The organism is Segetibacter aerophilus, assembly GCF_007991655.1.
Taxonomy (GTDB): domain Bacteria; phylum Bacteroidota; class Bacteroidia; order Chitinophagales; family Chitinophagaceae; genus Segetibacter; species Segetibacter aerophilus.
The window spans coordinates 1-4,666 of record NZ_BJYT01000055.1 but is presented as its reverse complement, the minus strand read 5'-3'; the positions used below and the strand labels follow the sequence as shown (position 1 = coordinate 4,666).

Genomic DNA, 4,666 nt, shown 5'->3' with positions numbered 1-4,666 from the left:
CTCGGGGATATTCTACTTCAGAATTATTAAATTCTACAAGTATGTTATTCTGTTCCTGCTTATTGAGAATTTTTAATGATGACACTTTTTGCTGGGGAAGCTGTACAATTGATTGAAGTAGCTGAGTAAAATGACTTAACAACCTCTCAATAGTCTGTTTACTATACAAATCCAAAGCGTATTCTACGGAAAGTAGGAGACTGTTACTTCTTTCAGTAACAAAGAATGTTATGTCAAATTTTGATGTATTTGTTTTTGTTCCTTCAACTGATAATACTAAATCTCCTAAACCTTCCTTTAAGACCTCCCCTTGTTTTTGTAGAACAAACATAACCTGAAAAAGAGGACTTCTGCTCATGTCCCTTTGTTTTGCTACTGCGTCGACTACTTTTTCAAACGGAACATCCTGATACTCGTAGGCTTCAAGAGTCGTTTCTCTTACCTGTTGTAGCAAATCAATAAAAGATGCCTGATCATTTAATTTTATCCTTAAAACAAGGGTATTAAGAAAAAATCCGATGAGATTTTCCAACTCCTGTTGCTGCCGACCAGCTATAGGAGTACCTATACAGATATCATACTGCCCGCTGTAGTTATACAGCAATACATTAAAAGCAGACAATAAGGTCATAAACATTGTGGTACCTTGTTGTCGATTCAATTCCTGTATTTGAACTAAAAGTTGCTCATCTATGATAGAGCTCGCTACCGCTCCCCTAATACTTTGAATAGGAGTCCTAGCAAAGTCTACAGGTAATTGAAGAGGTTCAACACCCCGAAGTTTTTCTTTCCAGTAATTGATCTTCTTATCAAGAACAGATTGACTAAGATAGTTTCGCTGCCAAATTGAGAAATCAGCATACTGAATACTTAAAGGGGATAGAGGATTAGGCTTCTCTTTGTTGTAGGCACCGTAAAGCTCTGCCACCTCCTTTATAAAAATCGGCATTGACCAGGCATCCGCTGCAATATGATGAAAAGTAACTACGAGGACGTGGTTAGCAGAAGAAATACTAATTAAATCTGACCTTACCATATCATCTTTTGCAAGATTAAAGGGCCTGCTTACCAAATCCTGAATATAATCCTTTAGTTCCTCTTGATTTTCTTCAAATCTCTTTCCTTCATGAATTTTCAGCTCCCACTGATCCTTGTCCTTTATTCGCTGATATACCTGCCCGTCTTTTTCTAAAAACACAGTTCGGAGTACTTCATGCCGGTTAACTATAGTACGGAGAGCTAATTGAAGAACTTTTATATTCAACTCACCTTTCAATCTTAGGGCTGATGGAACATGATATTGAATACTACCTTCAAGTCGATCTATAAACCATAACCGCTCCTGACTAAACGAAAGAGGAATAAGTTCGCGCTTTGGTTGAACTGCTTGTATCTTAGGCAAAACAACTGTTTCAATTTGAAATTGGGTTGCAAGTTGAGCTATTGTGGGGTAATTAAACACATCCCTAATTGGTAGTTCTACTGCTAACTCTTTACGTATTGCTGATATTACCCTAAACACAAGCAACGAGTGTCCTCCCAATTCGAAGAAGTTATCAAAGATGCCTACTTTTTCAACTCCTAGAATATCCTGCCAAATAGCTGCTAACCTCACCTCCGTTTCTGTCCTTGGTGCTACGAACTTATAGTTTTGCAATTCATTGTTGTCCGGTTCCGGTAAGGCTCTTTTATCTACTTTGCCATTAGGAGTTAAGGGTAAATTTTCGAGTTCGACCCAAGCCGATGGAACCATAAAGTCTGGAAGCCTTTTAAGCAAATACGAAACAATCGCGTTTTTATCAAATTCTTCAACGGACACTACATAACCAACAAGCTGTTTGCTGCCTCTGCTATCTTCCTTTGCTACAACAACTCCTTGCCTTATAAGTCCGCTTTCCGCCAGTACACTTTCAATCTCACCTAATTCTATCCTGTAGCCTCTTACCTTTACCTGCTCATCACCGCGTCCGATAAATTCAATGTTACCGTCCGGAAGCCATCTGCCTAAATCTCCTGTTCTATATATTCTAACCCCTTCGTCAACCTCACTTACATTATTTATAAATTTTTCAGTCGTTAGGTCAGGACGATTTAAATAGCCTCGTGCCAAACCATCTCCGCCAATATAAATTTCTCCGGCTACACTTATTGGAACTAATTGTTTCTGCTTGCTTAAAATAAACATAGCAGTATTAGCTATCGGTGAACCAATTGGAGGATTTGATTTTTTGTCCTCTTTGCACAATAAGTAACTACTTGTAACAATCGTATATTCTGTTGGACCATAGTTATCTACGATATTATAATTAACGTCTTCGATAGTTAGAGAAGGTAGCTTGTCTCCTCCAGTCAACAAATACTTTAAACTCTCTATTTTACGACCAGATGACGAAATGAAGTCCCTAACTAAAGCAGTGGACAGAAAACTATGAGTTATATTGTTCTTAATAAAGAAGGCTACTAGTTCAGTAGTATTAAGACGGGTTTCATTATCAACAATAAAGATTGATCCTCCTGCAGTTAGATAAGGCCAAATTTCAAAGCCAAAAGCATCGAAACTGATACCAACCATAGCAGTCGTCTTACTAATATCACTTACTTGATATTTTGCAATATGCCAACTAACTAAATTTACAAGTGAACGGTGTTCAATTACTACTCCTTTTGGGGTCCCTGTTGATCCTGAGGTATAGATAACATAAACTGCAGTAAAGGTATCAACAGTCGACAAAGGATTTACAGCGGGTTGAGCAATACTAGCCGCACCGGCTGAACCTTCATCATCAAGTTCGATAATTTCTAGTTCATATATGTCGACAACCCTTGATTTAGTAGCACTATTTGTTATAAAAATATGTGCCTTAATATCTTGAGTAATGTGTTTAATTCTTTCCGTCGGATAATTAGCATCAATTGGCACATATGCTCCTCCTGCTTTTAATATCGCTAGAATACCTACAATTAAACTAGCACTTCTTTCCATGCAGATAGGTACCAGCGTTTCCCCTTTCACCCCTTTGCCTTTTAAATAGTGCGCTAATCTATTAGACCGTTCATTTAATTGCTTGTAGCTAACTTCTTTGCCTTCGTGCACTAACGCTATACCATCGGGAGATTTAAGTACTTGCTCTTCAAATAAGTCTACGATTGTTTTGTCTCTTGGATAATCTGCTCTTGTATTATTAAACTCAACCAATAATTGATGCTTCTCCTGGCTTGTCAGCATTGGCAAAAGGCTGATTTTTTGCTTTGGAGATTTTACAATAGAATTTAGTAATTCTTTAAAGTGAATTATTAGTCGCTCAATTGTTTGCTGACTATAAAGATCGGTGCAATATTCTACCGTGCCCTGAATACCTTGTTTTGTTTCAAGTGCTAGAAAAGTGAGATCAAATTTTGAAGTGTTGTGATCAATACCTTTTGACGATAACTCTACATCTCCCAACTGAAGTGTGGGAACATCAGGAGCATTTTGCAAAATAAACATGACCTGGAAAAGAGGACTCCGACTCATGTCTCGTTGGTTCATCACTGCATCCACCACCTTCTCAAAAGGTAAATCCTGGTGTTCATACGCCTCCAGTGTTGTTGCCCTTACTTGTTGCAACAATTCGATAAAGGATCCATCTTCATTTAGTTGGTTTCTTAAAGCAAGGGTATTAACGAAAAAGCCGATCAACCCTTCCAACTCCTGCTGCTGACGTCCGGCTATAGGTGTCCCTATACAGATATCACTTTGTCCACTGTGGCGGTACAGTAGTACTTCAAACGCCGCCAGCAATGTCATAAACATGGTCGAACCCTGTTGCTGGCTTAGCTGCTGCAATTGGATTGACAGCTCTTTTTCTATTTTAAAACCTGCAACAGCGCCTTTGGTACTCTGAACAGGAGGCCTTGTAAAATCAGATGGTAATTGTAAAGGCTCTACTCCTTTAAGCTTCTCTTTCCAATAGCTGATCTTCTTATCTAGAATATCCTCCTTTAAATAATTTCTTTGCCAAATTGCGAAATCTGCATATTGAATGTTTAAAGGAGCTAAAGGGTTTGGAATACTTTTATCATAAGCATCATATAACTCTACGAGCTCTTTTACCAAGATAGACCTGGACCACCCATCAGATGCTATGTGATGTAAAGTGACTACAAGTATATGGCTTGTTTTATCAAGACTAATAAGTTCTGCCCTTAACATGTCATCTTCTGACAAATTGAATGGTGCACTTATTATTTGCTGTACATATCTCTGTAAAGACTCATCGTTGTCTTTAAATTCTGATCCATCCTTTATACTTAAACTCCATTGATCGATATCTTTAATTTGCTGGTAAACCTGGCCGTCTTTTTCAACAAATACTGTTCGTAGTACTTCATGTCGGTTAACAATTGTCTTGAAGACCTCTGCCAAGGCTTGATTATTTAAATTGCCTTTCAAACTAAGTACTGCCGGTAAATGATATTGCACAGATCCCTCTAAGCGGTCTAAAAACCATAAACGTTCCTGGCTGAACGATAATGGAATAAATTCAGGTCGTGGTTGTGCTATTTCTATTGAAGGAAGAATTACTGTATCGGATTGGCTTTCAAACTGCCCTGCAAGCTGGGCTAGAGTTGGGTAATTGAAGATGTCTTTTATTGGTATTTCGACCGTCAACTCTTTCCTGATGGC

At 38.2% G+C, this 4,666-nt stretch carries 1 protein-coding gene; it reads right to left on the bottom strand.

The features are described 5' to 3' along the window. A partial coding sequence (locus SAE01_RS24160) for a non-ribosomal peptide synthetase (protein ID WP_147206404.1) occupies positions 1-4,666 on the bottom strand: 4,666 nt, incomplete at both ends.